Genomic DNA, 15,461 nt, shown 5'->3' with positions numbered 1-15,461 from the left:
GGCGGGATACGGCGGAAAAACAAAAAGCCACGGACTGGCCGTGGCTTTCGTGATTCGAACTTGCTGTGCGTTGGAGAGGTGCAACGCGCGTCCGCGACTAGCCAGGCCCTAAAGATGGGGCGAGCGGCGACGTCGGAGAGCGGACAGGATGCAGTTCATGGGCGCAAGAATACGACAAGCCGAACGGCGATGTAAACCGTCAATGTGCCGATTTTTTCCATTCGGCCGAAGAATTTTTCGTGACGGCGGTTTTTTGCGGGTTAGCGCGGGTCGTTGCATTGCGTACGCAACGACCCGCGCACACCGGCTTCAGACGGCGTTCGCGAGGTCCGCGGCGCTCGTGAACGAGTCCGCGTAGAACTCGTCTTCGGGCAGGCCGTGGTGTTGCGTGAAGTCGCGCTGGGCCGACTCCACCATCACCGGCGCGCCGCACGCGTAGACCTGGTGGCCGGAAAGGTCGGGCAGATCCTCGATCACGGCGCGGTGTACGAAGCCCGTGCGGCCGGTCCAGTTGTCCCCGGCGGCGGGCTCGGAGAGCACCGGCACGAAGCGGAAGTTCGGGATGTCCTTCGCCCATTGCTCGGCGAGATCCATCAGGTACAGGTCCTTCTTCTGGCGCGCGCCCCAGTAGAGCGTCATCGGGCGGTTCAGGTTCTTGTGGACCGCGTGTTCGACAATCGCCTTGAGCGGCGCGAAGCCGGTGCCCGAGGCGAGCAGCACGATGGGCTTGTCCGATTCCTCGCGCAGGAAGAAGGTGCCGAGCGGCGCCTCGAAGCGCAGGATGTCGCGCTCTTTCATCTGCGAGAAGACGTGGTCGGTGAACTTGCCGCCCGGCATATGGCGGATGTGCAGCTCGATCGGGCCTTCCTCGTGGGGCGCGCTCGCCATGGAGTAGCAGCGGCGCGTGCCGTCCTTGAGGATGAATTCGAGGTACTGGCCGGCCAGATATTGCAAGCGCTCGTTGGCGGGCAGTTGCAGTTTGAGGACGACGACGTCGTCGGCTTTGCGCTCGATGGCGGCAATGCGGGTAGGCAGCTTGCGCACCTGCATGTCGCCCACGCCCGCGACTTCGCGGATGTCGATTTCGAGGTCCGTCTGCGCCGTCGCGCAGCAGAAGAGGGCCATGCCGCGCGTTCTCTCGTCATTGGAGAGCGCCGAAGCCGCGTGCGCGCGCTGTTCGACCTCGCCGTGGCAGACCGTGCCCTTGCACGAGCCGCACGCGCCGTTCTTGCAGCCGTAAGGCAGGCCGATGCCCTGACGCAGGGCCGCGTTGAGAATGGGTTCGTCGGGCTCGACCTGGAATTGCCGGCCGCTTTGCTTGAGCGTTACGTTGAAAGCCATATTCAGGGAAGCGTAAGTCTGTAATCCGAGGGTTGAATCCGGTCGCGGGCTTGCCCGCATTTCCTGGCCGGGCTTCGCCGCGAGGCCCAGGCCGCTAAAATGGTTCCACCATGATTGCCACACGAAACTTGCGCCGCGCGCGCATCCTGATTGTCGGTTGCGGCGACGTCGGCCTGCGCTGTCTCGCCTTCCTGGCCACTCGCCCGGACCATGCGCGCGTGTTCGCACTCGCGCGCCGCCCGGAGCGCGACGCCGTGCTGCGCGCCGCGGGCGCGGTGCCGCTGCGCGGCGACCTCGACGCCCGTGCGAGCCTCAGGCGGCTCGCCGGCCTCGCGGACACCGTCCTGCACCTCGCTCCGCCACAAAAATCCGGCGACGACGACCTGCGCACACGCGGCCTGATCGCGGCGCTTGCCGCGCGCAGGCGCGCCGCGGCGCGACCCGCGCTGGCGGGCATGGCGGTTCCCGCCAGGCGCCCGGCTCGCCACGGCATGTTCGGCCACGCCGCAAGCCCTGGACGATCCGCTATTGTACCCGAGCGCACCTGGCGCTCCCCCGGCGCCCGGCACACGCGTCTGACGCTCGTCTACGCCAGCACGACGGGCGTCTACGGCGATTGCGGCGGCGCGCGCATCGACGAAACCCGCACCCCGCAGCCTGCCAACGCCCGTGCAATACGCCGGGTTTCCGCCGAGCGCCAACTGCGGCGCGCGACGGCGCGCGGCGCGCTGCGCGCCACGGTTGCGCGCATTCCCGGCATCTACGCGGCGAACCGCTTGCCGCTCGCGCGGCTGGAAAAGCGCACGCCGGCGCTCGTTGAGCGCGACGACGTGTACACGAGCCACATCCACGCAGACGACCTCGCGGCGATCCTCCTGCGCATGGCCACTCACGGCCGCCCGGCGCGCACGATCCACGCCTCGGACGACAGCGAACTGAAGATGGGCGAGTACTTCGACCGCGTCGCCGACGCCTTCGGCCTCGCGCGCGCGCCGCGCGTGAGCCGCGAAGCGGCCGAGCGGGAACTCGATCCGGTCTTGCTCTCGTTCATGCGGGAGTCGCGCCGTCTTTCGAATGCGCGGCTCAAGCGCGAACTGCGTGTGCGTTTGCGCTATGCGGATGTGGATGCGTTCTTGCGCACGCTGCCGCCGCACCCATGAGCCGGGTGGGCGGCGCGGCGCAAAGCGTGCCGTTCACGTGATGGCCGGCAGCGCTTCGAGCAGGAGGAAGCAGAGCAGCGCTCCGACGAGCGCCCCGATCAGGTTTGGATGGTACTGATGCCGCATATGCATCGACGCGAGCAGGCCACCAATCAGAATCGCCCCTAGCGCCACGAATGCCATCAACACGAATGAGATTTCGAATGTCCCGTTGATGATCATGATGCCCCTCCTTGCAGCTTGTAATCGTTGTTTAAACGAGTATAGGGCGGAACGTCAGCAAGGGCATGCTGCGGTGCGGCGCAAACGGCGGGCGCTTGTGCCCCATGGTGCGACAACGCACGCAGCCGCAGGCGTGCGCGGCCAGCGTGGTGGTTTACCCCTTGTTGCGCAGCGCGTCGAGCGCCGCGTCGTCTAGCCATAGCCACGCGCCCGGCGCGAGTCCTGCGGGCAACGCGAAGCCACCGATGCGCTCGCGATGCAGCGCTTCGACGCGGTTGCCGGCCGCGGCCACCATCCGTTTGACCTGGTGATACTTGCCTTCGAGCACGCTCAGTTCGAGCTCGCGCTCCCCGCGCGCGTTCGCCGAGACGGCGGTGCTCGGCTCGCGCTCGCCGTGCAGGAGAACGCCCTCGCGCAGGGCCTTCAATTGCGCGTCGTCGAGCGGATGGCGCGTCGTCGCCACATAGACCTTCGGCACCTTGCGCTTGGGCGACGTGAAGGCGTGCACGAACTGACCGTCGTCAGAGAGCAGCAGGAGGCCAGTTGTATCCTGGTCGAGGCGGCCCACACACTGCACGTTGCGCGCCGCGAACTGCGGCGGCAGCAGATGAAACACGCTCAAGTGATGCTGCGGATCGCGCGAACATTCATAGCCCGCGGGCTTGTTGAGCGCGACATACGCGCGCTCGTGAAACGGCCACGGCGTGCCGTCCACGCTGAACACGAGGCCTGCCGTGTCGAAGGTGGCGAGCGGATCGGTGCACGGCTCGTCCGCCACGGCGACGCGCGCGTCGGCGATGAGAGCGCGGCATTGGCGGCGCGAGCCGAAACCCTGTGAGAAGAGGATGCTTTCGAGATTCATGACAAACAGCAAACGGCGTGGAAAGAGCGTGAAAACAGCGTGAAAGCCGCGTGGAGCCGCCTATTTTAGCGGGGACGACGCATCCCGCGCCCGCACCGGTGCGCCGCGCACCGCTTGACTGCGTATTTCGGGAGGATGGCGTAACGTAGCGCGAGGCATCGGCAGGTCCGGCCGGCATCGCCGGACGTGCGCGGCGCGCGAGGCGTGCCATTGCCTGTCTCTTTTCTTTGGCGCAGCGCCCGCGTTCGGCGCGCGCGTTGCGTTTGACGGTTCATGTGGAGTCCATCATGGCGAAGACGATTGCGGATCATTTGGCGAAAACGCTCGAGGCGGTGGGTGTCGAGCGTATCTGGGGGGTGACCGGCGACAGCCTGAACGGTTTGTCGGCGAGCCTGCGCAAGCTCGGCACGATCCGCTGGATGCACACGCGGCACGAGGAAGTCGCCGCGTTCGCCGCGGGCGCGGAAGCCGCGGCAACCGGCCGGCTTGCCGTGTGCGCCGGTAGTTGCGGGCCCGGCAACCTCCACCTCATCAACGGTCTGTACGACTGTCATCGCAACCGCTCGCCGGTGCTGGCGATCGCTGCGCATATCCCGTCGACGGAAATCGGGCTTGGCTATTTCCAGGAAACGCATCCCACCGAAATCTTTCGCGAGTGCAGCCACTATGTCGAGCTGGTGACGAACGCCTCGCAGTTTCCGCGTGTGCTCGACAGGGCGCTGCGCACGGCGATCGACCAGAAGGGCGTTGCCGTGATCGTGCTGCCGGGCGACGTCGCGCTGCTCGAAGCGGCCGACGAGGACGTGACCTGGGCGCAGGCGGCGCGCCCGGCTACGCTGCCCTCTTCGGCGGACCTCGACCGGCTCGCGGATCTGCTCAATCGCTCGGAAGCGGTAACGCTATTGTGCGGAAGCGGCTGCAAGGGCGCGCACGACGAAGTGGTGGCATTCGCGGACGCGCTCGGCGCACCGACCGTGCACGCGCTGCGCGGCAAGCAGTATGTCGAATGGGATAACCCGTACGACGTGGGCATGACCGGGCTCATCGGTTTCAGCTCGGGCTATCACGCGATGATGTCGTGCGACACGCTCGTGATGCTCGGCACCGACTTCCCGTATCGCAACTTCTATCCGCAGCACGCGAATATCGTGCAGATCGATCGCGACGCGGCCGCGCTCGGCAAACGCGCGCCGCTTACGCTCGGGCTCATCGGCGACGTGCGCGAAACGCTGCGCGCGCTTGCGCCCAAGCTCACGCGCAAGACCGACCGGCGCTTCATCGAGCGTGCGCGCGAGCACTACGCGAACGCGCGCAAGGGACTCGACGAACTCGCGCGCCCCGCGGCGGCGGGCAAGCCGTTGCATCCGCAATATGTGGCGGCGCGCCTCGACGCGCTGGCCGAAGACGATGCGATCTTCGCGGTCGATGTCGGCACGCCCACGCTCTGGGCCGCGCGCTATCTCACGATGAACGGCCGGCGCCGGCTGCATGGCTCGTTTAACCATGGATCGATGGCCAACGCGATGCCGCAGGCGCTCGGCGCGCAGGCGGCGCACGCGGGGCGCCAGGTGATCTCGCTCTCGGGCGACGGTGGTCTGTCGATGCTGCTTGGCGACATCCTCACCGCGCGCCAGCTCGACTTGCCGATCAAGATCGTTGTCCTTAACAACGGTTCGCTTGGCTTCGTGGCGATGGAGATGAAGGCAGGCGGCTATGTCGAAACCGGCACCGATCTCGCCGCGACCAACTTCGCGGATATCGCCAGGGGAGCGGGGCTTTTCAGCGTGCGCGTGGAGAATTCCGAGGCGCTTGACGATGCGCTGCGCGCGGCGTTCTCGCACCCCGGACCGGCGCTCGTGGACGTGGTGACGACCAGGCACGAACTGGCCATGCCGCCGAAGCTGCAATGGGCGCAGGCGAAGGGGTTCAGCCTGTATATGCTGCGTGCGGTGTTGAGCGGGCGCGGGGACGAGGTGGTGGAACTGGCGCAGACGAATTTGCGCTGAATGTAGAAAACCCGCGAGGCCTTGTGGCTGTCGCGGGTTTTGCTGATCTCCGGAACTTGCCGGAGAAGGACTCTGGTGCCGGGCCGGAATGCAAAAATTCGCGCTATTCAATGCTGGCGGGCGTCTGTTGTTTTCGCGCTGAAGAGATACCACCAGAAGAGGTGTGCTGGCCCGGTTGTCTGCGAGATGGAAAGCTAAAAGGTATCTGAACAGACCTAACTTTCGCGCCAGCCGGCGAACTGCTGCGAAGGCGCGTTTTTTACTGTTTGAAGGAGGAGCTGCAAGGGAGCTCAGATGCGTCCCGCATCAAGCGCGCCGCGGTCAACTTGGCGCAAGGGGCATCGTCGGCCCGCGTGCTAGGTATACCGTCTACGCCCGATGTGGCGCACGGCGAGGAATCTCATCCATGTTATTTCTTGGCTCGTACTACGATATTTTCGACGAGAACCAGCGACACACCTACCTTTTCTGGCCCAGCCTCCGTCAGTCGTTCTACTTGAGCCTGGTCAGTCCGCTGATGTTCGACCCCGCGCGCCACTACAGTTTCGGGACGAACCGGCATTTCACCGAAATCACCCGCGACGAGATCGACGACATCACGACAGCCATGCAGCTCGCCCGCCGCACCTTCCTTGATGGCGGTGGCACGATGCGCGCTCTGTCGGTTGCCAGTGATAGCGACCTACGCGCTGTACTCGGCAAGATCGATATGTTTGGTGGTGGATGGACGAGATGGCAACAACTCCACAATTACCGGGATCTCTGGGATGCCGTGTTCAGGGCCATCAGGGAGGGCGAGCTGATCTTTGTGCCCGAGCATGAGGATCTGCGCGCCTGCGTCAAGGCCATCCAGGATGACAGGAAACGTAAGCCTGCACTTGGCGCGCAGCGGCCGCAGGACAACAATCCGTATGCGACCGTCCAGCAGATGATGGGTAAGCCCCCGCGTATGTCCGAGAATCCCGTTAGGCCGTTCTGGGCGACCGGCTCGACTCAGCTCTCCGATGCGCAGCCGTTCGAGTACACGTCGGAGGCCTTGAGCGGTGACGTGCAAGAGATTGCAGCCAGCACCAACAATCCTCGCTATGCCGCCAAGATGCTTGGATACGACCAAAACACGTTCAGCGACATGCTTCACGTGTTCAAGCCTGCGAACGGACTCGGGCCTGCCGATAACGTGATCTTTCACGATGACGGAAGCGTCGAGTTCAAACGCCGAATCCTGGACGACAACATTCACAACTATGCGCCCTGACGAGAAATCCGCTCCCATCGCTCACGCGCTCGCACATGCGACGTTCATCATTTCCGGGGAGTTCGTATCCGCACAGTTTTGGTCCGCCTACTTCGGCGTGCAGCCTGATCGCGAAATAACGAAGGGGCAGCCCTTCAAGCTTCCTTCGGGTAAGTTGAGTCCGCGACCGGGCACGCTCGGCCTGTGGGCCGTCGAGAGCAAGTCGGCGGTACACAGCGACAGTCTTGGGCCGCACCTGAAATACCTCGTCGGCCGCCTTGGCTTACCCCGCGCCGACTTGCGCGAGTTGGCCGCCGCACAGGGCGCGAAGGTCGCGCTGTGGTGCTACTGGATGAACGAGAGCGGCGATCGCGTGCCCGATGTACCCGACGATATCCGCGCCATGATGGAAGCGATGGGCGGTACGGTCGAGATTGACGAGTACCGATAGGCGAAACTCGGTGGCGTAGCTGACTGAGTGCCACCAAAAGCCCCACCCGATACCACCGGCCGCCCACGGATCAACCCGGAACACGCAGGAAACAAAAAACCCGCGAAGCCTTGTGCTGTCGCGGGTTTCTGTACTTCGCCGGAACTTGCCGGAATAATCTTTGGTGCCTCGGGCCGGAATCGAACCGGCACTCCTTTCGGAACCGGATTTTGAGTCCGGCGCGTCTACCAATTTCACCACCGAGGCGTGCATCGCAAACTCAAGCGCCAACGTACAAGCGCTCGAAGTAGCCTTAGATTATGACGCAAATCGGCGGCTCAGGCAACCATGCGACGCGAGGCCCGTCAAATCGTCCGCGAGAACCGCTCGGGCCGCTGCGTGCCGAGGTAGCGGTCGAACACCATCGCGATATTGCGCACGAACATGCGCCCGGCGGGCAGAATTTCGAGCCGGTTGGTGCCGCGCGCAACGAGGCCGTCGCGCTCGAATTCACGCAGCCGGTCGAGTTCGGCGGCAAAGGCCGCCGGGAAGCGCACGCCGTAAGCCGCTTCGAACTCGTCGTAGCGCAATTCCAGATTGCACATGAGTTCGGTGATGATGTCGCGGCGCAGGCGGTCGTCGGCGGTGAGGCGCACGCCGCGCGAGATGGCAAGCCGTCCCGCGCCGATGGCCGCGCCGTAGCCGGGCAGATCCTTCGCGTTTTGCGCGTAGACGTCGCCGACCTTGCCGATCGACGAGGCGCCGAAGCCGATCAAATCGCAGTCGGCGCGCGTGCTGTAGCCCTGAAAATTGCGGTGCAGCGTGCGCTGCGCCTGCGCGCGCGCGAGTTCGTCGGTGGGCAGCGCGAAATGGTCCATGCCGATATACACGTAGCCCGCCTCGGTCAACTGCTCGACCACGAGCCGCAGCAGCGCGAGGCGCGTGGCCGGCGTGGGCAGCGTGCTTTCGTCCATCTGCCGTTGCATCTTGAACAGATGCGGCATGTGCGCGTAGCCGAAAACCGAGATGCGGTCGGGCGCGAGCAGCAGCATCGTCTCCAGCGTACGCTGGAAGCTTTTGACGTTCTGGTGCGGCAGGCCGTAAATCAGATCGACGCTGATCGACTCGAAACCGTTCGCGCGTGCGGCGTTCATCACGTCGACGGTCATTTCGAGCGGCTGGATACGGTTGATCGCCTGCTGCACGACCGGGTCGAAGTCCTGCACGCCGAGGCTCAGTCGATTGAAGCCGAGCGAGCGCAGATGCGCGACGGTTTGCGCCGAAGCTTCGCGCGGGTCGATCTCGATCGAATATTCGCCTTCGCTGTCCGGCCGCAGCGCGAAGTGTTCGCGCGTTGCGGCCATGAGCGCGCTCATTTCGTCGAGCGAGAGAAAGGTGGGCGTGCCGCCGCCCCAGTGCAGTTGCGAAACCGGGCGATGGGTGTCGAACAGTGCGGCCTGGAGTTCCAGCTCGCGGATTAGCTGTTGAAGATAGGGCTTCGCGCGGCCGCGGTTTTTCGTCACGACCTTGTTGCAGCCGCAATAGAAACAGACGGTGTCGCAAAACGGGATGTGAAAGTACAGCGAGAGATCGGTGTCGCTTGCGCCGGGATCGGCGGCGGCGCGGCGGTAGTCGCCGGGATCGAAGTCGTCGCGGAACTGAAGGGCGGTGGGGTAGGACGTGTAGCGCGGGCCGTTGGCGCCGTATTTGGCGAGCAGGTCGGGGCGAAAGAGCAGGTCGGCGTCGCTCATGCAGGGCTCTCGTGGAAGGGCGGCGCGTGGGCGGGCGGCATCCGGCGCGGCGGGAGCCCGCGCACCGGTGTGCTTGTCCTACAGCACCAGATGGTCAAAGTGTAAGAGCGTGTCGGAAGAAGCGATTGTGTAAAAAGGTCGCATGTGGGCAATGGCACAATGCGTCTGGTCGTCTGGTTTGCCGCCGCGTTCGCCGTGTTCCGGCATTCACGTTTTGCCAGATTTAGCCCGCGTTTCAGGAAGCCGAAGTGAGTACTGTTTCTCCCCCCGATTCTCAGCCCGATGTCACAGCTCATGCGTGTCGCCCCGGTTGCGGCGCGTGCTGCATCGCGCCGTCCATCACCAGTCCGATTCCCGGCATGCCTGAGGGCAAGCCGGCCGGCGTGCGCTGCGTGCAGCTCGGCGAAGACCTGCGCTGCATGATCTTTGGCTTGCCGTCGCGGCCGGCGTGCTGCTCGGGGTTGCAGCCGCAGGCGGAGATGTGCGGCACTTCGCGCGGGGAAGCGATTGCCTGGCTCACGCGGCTCGAAGCGCAAACCCAGCCGCAAGGCGCGCGCTAACCACGCCGCACAACGCGCCCGCGCGCCGCTTTGCGCCAGAATATCGGCGCCCAGACTTGGCTACATTCGGCCTCACCTGGCTTCACCCGGCCAAACAAGGAGATTTCGCATGATCCAGAACGCAACGCGCGTTTCCCGGCGCGCCTTCCTGCTCGCAGCCTGCGCGGCGGCGGGTACGGCGATGTCGCTGGGCGCGTGTGCGACGGGGATTTTCCCGTTCATCCCCGATCACTACACGTTTTCGCAGCAGCAGGTGCAGGACGCGGTGCAGCGCAAGTTTCCGTATCACCGTTCCATGCAGCAGATCTTCGATGTTTCGCTCACCAACCCCGTGGTGACGTTGCAGCCCGATCGCAACCGCGTAGCCGTGCGCCTGGACGCGCACCTCGAAAGCCCGCTGATGCAGCAGCCCGTAAGCGGTGCGTTCACGATTTCCAGCGAGCTCGCCTACGACGTCGCGAGCCATGCCGTCGTGCTCCGGTCGCCTTCGGTCGATGGCGTCGACATGGCCGGCAGCGCGGCCGCCTATGCGCCGCAGGTCAACGCGGTCGCGGCGCTCGTCGCTACCCAGTTGCTCAACAACTATCCCGTCTACACCTTCAAGCCGGAACAACTTCAATTTGCCGGCGTGAATTACGAACCCGGTACAATCACTATCCTTACAAACGGCATACGCGTGCAGATCGTCGAGAAGTAGGCCGGCGAGAAAGCGGCGCGCGTGGTCGTGGTCGGCTGTGTGGCGTGGCGCGCGCCGCACAGCCCACGCGCGTTCTCACGAAAAAAGAGGGATAAAAGGGATGGACTGGATTTTGACCTGCAAGGCCTTGATTCTCGGCATCGTCGAAGGCCTCACGGAGTTTCTGCCCGTTTCGAGCACGGGGCATCTGATCGTCGTGGGCAGCCTGCTTAATTTCGAGGGCGAGTTTGCCAAGACCTTTGACGTGGTGATCCAGTTCGGCGCGATCCTCGCGGTGTGCTGGGAGTTCCGGCGCAAGATCGGCAATGTGATCGTGGGCCTGCCAAGGCGCCCCGACGCGCGGCGCTTTGCGCTCAACGTGATCATCGCGACGATTCCGGCGGTCGTTCTCGGGCTGAGTTTCGAAAAGGCGATCAAGTCGGTGCTGTTCGCGCCGGTGCCCGTGGCGTTCGCGCTCGTGGGCGGTGGTCTCGTCATCCTTTGGGTCGAAAGCCGTATGCGCGCCGCCGCAAAAGGGCGGCCGGTCGCGGAGCAGCGCGGCGCGCGCGTGAACTCGATTGACGAGATCTCGCCGCTCGATGCGTTCAAGGTGGGCTGCGCCCAGTGTTTCGCGCTGATTCCGGGCATGTCGCGCTCCGGCTCGACCATCATCGGCGGCATGCTGTTCGGCCTCGATCGGCGCGTCGCGACCGAGTTCTCGTTTTTCCTCGCGATTCCTGTGATCTTCGGTGCGACCGTCTATGAACTGCACAAGAGCTGGCAAGTGCTCTCCGTGGACTGGCTCGGCCTTTTCGGAATCGGGTTCGTCGCCGCGTTCGTGAGTGCGTTCGCGTGCGTGCGCTGGCTGCTGCGCTTCGTCGCTTCGCACGACTTCACGGCCTTCGCGTGGTACCGCATCGTGTTCGGTCTCGTGATCCTGCTGCTCGGTTACGGCGGCGGGCTAGGCTGGGACGATTAAAAACACAACGGGCGCCGATGACATCATGGCGCCCGTTTTTCTTGCGGCTGGCGGTTTCAGTCCGCGCGGCGGCGGAACACCAGATCCCACACGCCGTGACCCAGGCGCAGGCCGCGGCGCTCGAACTTCGTGACCGGCCGGTAGTCGGGGCGCGGCGCGTAGTCGGCGGCCGTATTTTCCAGCGTGGGTTCCGCGCCGAGCACTTCCAGCATCTGTTCCGCGTAGTTCTGCCAGTCGGTCGCGCAGTGCAGATACGCGCCCGGCTTCATGCGCGAGACGAGGTGCGCCACGAACTTCGGCTGGATCAGGCGGCGCTTGTGGTGGCGCGCCTTGTGCCACGGGTCCGGGAAGAAGATGTGCACGCCGTCGAGGCTCGCGGGCGCGATCATGTGCTCGAGCACCTCCACCGCATCGTGCTGGATGATGCGGATATTGCTCAGGTTCTGCTCGCCGATCAGCTTGAGCAGCGCGCCAACGCCCGGCTCGTGGACTTCCACGCCGAGGAAGTCGTCCTGCGGGCGCAGCGCGGCGATTTCCGCCGTGCTGGCTCCCATCCCGAATCCGATCTCCAGCACGCGCGGCGCATGGCGTCCGAACACGGTGTCCCAGTCGGCGGCCTCGGGGGTGTACGGCACGACGAAGCGCGGGCCGAATTCGTCGAGCGCGCGGCGCTGGCCGGTCGAGACGCGGCCGGCGCGGGTCACGAAGCTACGGATGCGGCGATGGCGCAGCGCGTCGTCGGCGGTGGCGCCGGATTGTGCGTTCGTATCGGAGGCTGCGTCCGCTGCGTCGGACGGCGTGCAGTCGGGGCGGACTGCGTCGTTGGGATCGTGATTCATCTTCGCGGATGGGTCGTGAGAGCGGCGGATTTCGCGGCTATCGGTAAGGGGGCCGGGCTGCGCCGCAATGCGGGCGCCTGATGCGCCGTTGCGCGCTCGGAGCCTGGCGGCTCCACAGCCGTCGCGCATTATATCAGCGCGGCGCAACGGCTCCGGCGGGGTGCGGGGCGGTCGGCCTGCTGCGTCACGCGGTGTTACCGGGCATTCAGTGCGGCCGGCTCAGTCAGTCGGCGGAAATGAAAACCCGCATTCGCGTGGGCTGGTTCAGCTCGAACGCATTCACACGACCGGCGCGCACGTCGAGCAGCAGGCGGGTGAGGTCCGCGGCGGCGGCGTTCAGACGCTCGGCGTCGGCGGGCATGCGCTCTTCGGCGTCGGCGAGAAGGGACTTGCGCGATCTCACGATCAAGGCGATCGCGCTCGTCCGGGACATGAAGAATTCTTCCATTGGAGACTGGCGCGCCCGAGGGCGCGCGGCGAGTCATTTTGCGGTAGTCGTGCGGTCGTGCGTAACCCGCCGGCTGACCCGGCAATATGGCGTATCAGTGGATCGGCTGACCGGCTCGCGGCGCGTGCGGGAGAACCCGAGAAGCGCCAGACTGCATTGTGCAACGGAGGAGTTCAGGTCTGCCCGGCGTGTGCCGGTGAAGCGTGCAGGGCGGCCCGGGAAGGGCGCTCGACGCCTCGAAGAGAGGTCGGTAAGCCGACGTGGAGCGGGCGATGGGAATCGAACCCACGTCTCCAGCTTGGGAAGCTGGGGTAATAACCATTATACGACACCCGCAGAGCGCGCCATTTTACGCGGTTTTCACGCATTTGCGCAATGACGTGACCGTATCTGATGGCGCAAGGCGCGCCGTCAGATACGCAAACCGGTAAGCACCGGGGTTCCGTTCAGATCCCGAAGAGCGTGAGCGAAACGGCTGCGCGCGTAACCACCATCAGCAGCACCTGCACGATCACGAACAGCAGGATAGGCGAGAGGTCGAGCCCGCCCAGGTTCGGCAGGATGCGGCGCAGCGGGTTCAGGAACGGCGCCGTCAACTGGAACAGCACGGGCATTGCCGCCGAGCGCGGGTTGAGCCACGAGAGCAGCGCCATCAGGATCGTCAGCCAGATCAGCAGGTTGAGCGCCCATTTCACGAGCGTGAGCACGGCTACGATCAGAAGCGTCGGCAAGAGGCCGAACGGGTCGACGCCCGCGATCCACACCATCAGCAGCACATAGACGACGGCCGCGACGAGCGCCGCGACGACGCTGGCCCAGTCGATGCCGCGCACGCCGGGAATGACGTGCCGCAGCGGCAGCACGAGCCAGTTGGTGACCTGCTGGATGGCGTGCGTGACGGGGTTGTACGGCGGCACGCGCACGTACTGCAACCAGGCGCGCAGCAGCAGCGCCGCGCCGAACAGTGTGAAGACCGTATTGAGCAGAAAGCGGGCGATATCGCCGAACATCGGTGTTGTTTCCTTCTTGTGGTAAGTGGCAGCGTGGTTGGCGTGTGGCGGCTTGTCAGGCGAGGTCGCGGTCTATCCGGTCTCGTTGCGCCGGGTGCGGGGCGCTCAGACGGACACCTTGATCTCGCTGATCAGAATCGTGCCATTTCCGCCGTCGGTATAGTTTGGAATGTCGTCGAGGAGCGTGTCGGCGTGCGGTTGAAATACGGCGTAGAACGCATCGACCGTCTCGAACAGGAAGTGCCCGGCCGCGACATACGGGGGCGGCGTGCCCGGCGGCCCCGCATTGATGCCGATATCGACGGACCAGCCCCGGAGCGAGTCACCAAACAGCTTCGCCGCAAGCGGCATGTGGTGCGTGCAGTAGTACCCGGTGTCGAAACGCCCGTTCTCGCGATACGGATAGAGGATGCTGACCTTGATCATTGTGCGTTCTCGTCGGTGAGTCCCGTGGGCGCAACATTAACACGGCTTACGGCTTGCCAGTATTCACGATCAATGTGCCGGCGCGCGCCTCGCGCAAAGCGGCGGAGTCGGAGCGGCGCTATTGAAGTGGCGGAAAGTGTTGGCTCTCGCGTCAGGGTTTTCCGCGATCCGCTACAGTGCTTCCGACGGACCAGGCGCGCTGCCTTGGAGCGGGTGTTGCGCCGGCGCCGCGCCCGGCGCGCGAAATGTTCGCTTTCGTACCGATGCTGCGCCGACGCTTCGATTACAACTGCCGATGTTGTGCGCGGTACGGTTCCTGCTGGGGCTGCGGAGCAGCCCGCATCCAGCACGCGCATGGCGCAACGAATAGTCCATTGCGCATATAAGATGCCAGTGAGGCTATCTCGCAACACCGCAATTGCTGTCGCGGAATCTGAGCACAATACTTTTAATCGTTTCGGTTTCGTTGTTGCAGTCGTGCAATTGGGTTTGTTCCTGTCGGTAGTCCGATTCGGGGAGTTCGCCATGAGCATATTCGCTTACCGAAAGCATCTGAGGTTCCTCACGCCCGTTCAACGCCGCCGCTGGTGGGATCAGAAAAAGCGCCTCTCGCCGCGCGTACGCATCAGCGGCGCTTACGTGCCACCGAACGTCACGCGCGAGTTCACCTACGTAAAGGTCGGATAGCGGAGGACTTCCACGACATGACCGGCTGCGCTCGTGCGGCCGGCCGACTGACTCGACACGATGCCCGGTCTCAGGACCGGGCATCGTCGTTTCCGGGCTTGATCAACCAATTTGTAATCAAACATTACCGGGAAAGTTACACGGAGGCGCGGCTGTGCCGGTAAGAATGACGGGATTGTCGAATGTGTGACGAATTGCGCCTCGACGAGGCGCGCTTGCGGCGCTTTGGGGCCTCTGCCTTGCGGGGCGGGCCTGGCAAGGCGCCTGGCGGCCCGCGAACGGGATTGCAATTCGAAACAAATGGCTACCATTGCGCGTCCCCGTTTTCGATACATTGAATACGTGGGCTGTGCCCGTCATGTGAGCGTCGCCGTCGTTGGCCGCCGCCAGGAGAAGAGAAGTGAAAAAGACCGTTTCGTTCATCGTTGCCGCTGCGCTGGGTGTGGGGTTCGTCAGCGCGGCTCAGGCGCACGTTTCGGTGGGTATCGGCATCGGTATCCCGGTGGCCCCGGCTTATCCGGTTTATGCCGCGCCGGTCTACGCACCGCCGCCCCCGCCCGTCGTCTACGCGCCGCCTCCGGTGGTCTATGCGCCGCCGCCCGCCGTCGTCGTCGGCGGCTACGGCGGCTACTATGGCCGTCCGTACTGGCACCACGGTTACTACGGCCGTGGCTATTACGGTCGCGGCTACTACGGCCACGGTGGTTACTACCGTCATTGAGTGTGCCGGGCGGCATGGGCCGCCCGGGCATCAAGCTTTTCGAACGGCGCAACGTCGGCTCATGCCGCGTTGCGCCGTTTCTTTTTGAGCGCACTTAACGCGTCTAACG

17 protein-coding genes and 2 tRNA genes are annotated in these 15,461 nt (G+C 64.7%); 9 read left to right on the top strand and 10 right to left on the bottom strand.

The genetic code is table 11. The features are described 5' to 3' along the window. Positions 1-309 precede the first annotated feature (309 nt). A complete protein-coding gene (locus tag C7402_RS15690) occupies positions 310-1,341 on the bottom strand; it encodes a CDP-6-deoxy-delta-3,4-glucoseen reductase (protein WP_112173204.1) in 1,032 nt (343 codons plus the stop codon). Positions 1,342-1,451: 110 nt separating this feature from the next. Here C7402_RS15690 and C7402_RS15685 point away from each other — a divergent pair, with 110 nt between their 5' ends. Next, complete coding sequence (locus tag C7402_RS15685) at positions 1,452-2,501, top strand: NAD-dependent epimerase/dehydratase family protein (protein ID WP_116611224.1); 1,050 nt, start codon at positions 1,452-1,454, stop codon at positions 2,499-2,501. 33 nt (positions 2,502-2,534) lie between these two features. Here C7402_RS15685 and C7402_RS15680 read toward each other — a convergent pair whose 3' ends face one another. Both C7402_RS15680 and C7402_RS15675 read right to left on the bottom strand, forming a co-directional pair. Beyond that, on the bottom strand, positions 2,535-2,723 hold the full coding sequence (locus tag C7402_RS15680; protein ID WP_112173202.1) for a hypothetical protein: 189 nt from the start codon (positions 2,721-2,723) through the stop codon (positions 2,535-2,537). Positions 2,724-2,877: 154 nt separating this feature from the next. Continuing rightward, positions 2,878-3,585, bottom strand: a complete 708-nt coding sequence (locus C7402_RS15675; RefSeq protein ID WP_116611223.1) for a pseudouridine synthase — start codon at positions 3,583-3,585, stop codon at positions 2,878-2,880. A 287-nt stretch (positions 3,586-3,872) separates the two neighbouring features. Here C7402_RS15675 and poxB point away from each other — a divergent pair, with 287 nt between their 5' ends. The 3 genes from poxB to C7402_RS15660 all read left to right on the top strand — a co-directional run bounded on the left by poxB (position 3,873) and on the right by C7402_RS15660 (position 7,276). Then, a complete protein-coding gene (gene poxB / locus C7402_RS15670) occupies positions 3,873-5,591 on the top strand; it encodes a ubiquinone-dependent pyruvate dehydrogenase (RefSeq protein WP_116611222.1) in 1,719 nt (572 codons plus the stop codon). Positions 5,592-5,997: 406 nt separating this feature from the next. Continuing rightward, positions 5,998-6,846, top strand: coding sequence for a hypothetical protein (locus C7402_RS47695; protein ID WP_224042972.1), 849 nt, complete (start codon positions 5,998-6,000; stop codon positions 6,844-6,846). Beyond that, on the top strand, positions 6,836-7,276 hold the full coding sequence (locus tag C7402_RS15660; RefSeq protein WP_116611221.1) for a DUF4279 domain-containing protein: 441 nt from the start codon (positions 6,836-6,838) through the stop codon (positions 7,274-7,276). Before C7402_RS47695 ends, C7402_RS15660 begins: the two co-directional genes overlap by 11 nt. 161 nt (positions 7,277-7,437) lie before the next feature. Here the strand turns inward: C7402_RS15660 and C7402_RS15655 are convergent. Beyond that, positions 7,438-7,522 (bottom strand) — tRNA-Leu (locus tag C7402_RS15655). Between the two features lie 98 nt (positions 7,523-7,620). After that, on the bottom strand, positions 7,621-9,006 hold the full coding sequence (gene hemN, locus C7402_RS15650; protein ID WP_116611220.1) for an oxygen-independent coproporphyrinogen III oxidase: 1,386 nt from the start codon (positions 9,004-9,006) through the stop codon (positions 7,621-7,623). A 248-nt stretch (positions 9,007-9,254) separates the two neighbouring features. Here hemN and C7402_RS15645 point away from each other — a divergent pair, with 248 nt between their 5' ends. The 3 genes from C7402_RS15645 to C7402_RS15635 all read left to right on the top strand — a co-directional run bounded on the left by C7402_RS15645 (position 9,255) and on the right by C7402_RS15635 (position 11,221). After that, a complete protein-coding gene (locus C7402_RS15645; protein WP_112171451.1) occupies positions 9,255-9,566 on the top strand; it encodes a YkgJ family cysteine cluster protein in 312 nt (103 codons plus the stop codon). 109 nt (positions 9,567-9,675) lie between these two features. Continuing rightward, the gene (locus C7402_RS15640) at positions 9,676-10,263 is read left to right on the top strand and encodes a DUF1439 domain-containing protein (protein WP_116611219.1); all 588 of its coding nucleotides are present in this window, start codon (positions 9,676-9,678) and stop codon (positions 10,261-10,263) included. A 100-nt stretch (positions 10,264-10,363) separates the two neighbouring features. Continuing rightward, positions 10,364-11,221: an undecaprenyl-diphosphate phosphatase gene (locus tag C7402_RS15635; protein ID WP_116611218.1), complete on the top strand. Its 858-nt coding sequence runs from the start codon at positions 10,364-10,366 to the stop codon at positions 11,219-11,221. Between the two features lie 56 nt (positions 11,222-11,277). On the opposite strand, the gene trmB is transcribed toward C7402_RS15635, so the two are convergent. From trmB to C7402_RS15610, 5 genes are all read right to left on the bottom strand, one after another. Then, entirely contained in the window at positions 11,278-12,060 is a 783-nt protein-coding gene (trmB, locus tag C7402_RS15630; protein ID WP_116611217.1) for a tRNA (guanosine(46)-N7)-methyltransferase TrmB, read from the bottom strand. Between the two features lie 223 nt (positions 12,061-12,283). Next, positions 12,284-12,493: a hypothetical protein gene (locus tag C7402_RS15625; RefSeq protein WP_133254495.1), complete on the bottom strand. Its 210-nt coding sequence runs from the start codon at positions 12,491-12,493 to the stop codon at positions 12,284-12,286. A gap of 276 nt (positions 12,494-12,769) precedes the next feature. Further along, a tRNA-Gly gene (locus C7402_RS15620) sits at positions 12,770-12,844 on the bottom strand. Positions 12,845-12,954: 110 nt separating this feature from the next. Beyond that, positions 12,955-13,518 (bottom strand): YggT family protein, encoded by a 564-nt coding sequence (locus tag C7402_RS15615; protein WP_112171446.1) that lies wholly within the window; start codon positions 13,516-13,518, stop codon positions 12,955-12,957. Between the two features lie 105 nt (positions 13,519-13,623). Then, entirely contained in the window at positions 13,624-13,944 is a 321-nt protein-coding gene (locus C7402_RS15610) for an EthD family reductase (protein WP_112171445.1), read from the bottom strand. A 525-nt stretch (positions 13,945-14,469) separates the two neighbouring features. On the opposite strand from C7402_RS15610, the gene C7402_RS46950 reads away from it, so the two are divergent. After that, entirely contained in the window at positions 14,470-14,631 is a 162-nt protein-coding gene (locus C7402_RS46950) for a hypothetical protein (protein WP_165841897.1), read from the top strand. A gap of 400 nt (positions 14,632-15,031) precedes the next feature. Continuing rightward, entirely contained in the window at positions 15,032-15,352 is a 321-nt protein-coding gene (locus C7402_RS15600) for a hypothetical protein (protein WP_112171443.1), read from the top strand. Positions 15,353-15,461: the final 109 nt, after the last annotated feature.

This window comes from Paraburkholderia unamae (assembly GCF_003096875.1).
In the GTDB taxonomy this organism is placed as follows: Bacteria; Pseudomonadota; Gammaproteobacteria; order Burkholderiales; family Burkholderiaceae; genus Paraburkholderia; species Paraburkholderia unamae.
Note: the sequence above shows the minus strand (reverse complement) of the source record. Positions and strands in the feature narration are given on the sequence as shown.